This is a genomic window from Streptomyces sp. HD, assembly GCF_028369295.1.
Classification (GTDB): Bacteria; Actinomycetota; Actinomycetes; order Streptomycetales; family Streptomycetaceae; genus Streptomyces.
In genome coordinates this window covers 1-716 of sequence record NZ_JAQMYP010000168.1, presented here as the reverse complement: position 1 = coordinate 716, position 716 = coordinate 1, and the positions used below count along the sequence as shown (strand labels likewise).

1 protein-coding gene is annotated in these 716 nt (G+C 70.5%); it reads left to right on the top strand.

Annotation, left to right across the window (positions count from 1 at the left end):
• A partial coding sequence (locus tag POF73_RS45835; protein ID WP_272125486.1) for an AMP-binding protein occupies positions 1 to 716 on the top strand: 716 nt, incomplete at both ends.

Sequence of the window (716 nt, the reverse complement as noted above, 5' to 3'; positions counted from 1 at the left end):
CGTCTGGTCGTGGTTGATGGCGACACGGTTCGTCATGCGGGTGCGTTCGCCGAGTTGCTGGTCGAGCAGCGGGTGACGGTTTTGAATCAGACGCCGTCGGCGTTCGGGCTGTTGCAGCAGGAGATCGACCGTGGCCGGGCCGGGGAGCTGGCGTTGCGGCTGGTGGTCTTCGGTGGTGAGGCGTTGGTGCCGGCGCGGCTGGCGTCGTGGTGGAAAGCGGTGGGTGAGGGTGGCCCGCGGCTGGTGAACATGTATGGCATCACCGAGACGACGGTGCATGTCACGTCGCGGGAGATCACGTCGGCGGACACCGCGCGGGGGGCTGTGTCTCCCATCGGGCGGCCGTTGGCGGACACCGGTGTCGCGGTGGTGGACGCGGCCGGGCGGCAGGTGCCGGTCGGCGTGGCCGGTGAGCTGTGGGTCTCGGGCGCGGGTGTCGCGCGTGGTTACCTGAACCGGCCGGAGCTGACGGCTGAGCGGTTCGTCGAGCGGGAGGTCGGTGGTCGCGGGGCACGTTGGTACCGCTCCGGTGACCTGGTGCGGCGTCTGGGCGGCGGAGAGCTGGAGTATCTGGGGCGGCTCGACGACCAGGTGAAGATCCGTGGGCACCGGATCGAGCTCGGCGAGGTGGAGTCCGCGCTGGCGCGTCACCCGCAGCTCACATCGGCGGCGGTGATGGTGCGCGAGGACATACCCGGGCAGCAGCGTCTGGTCGG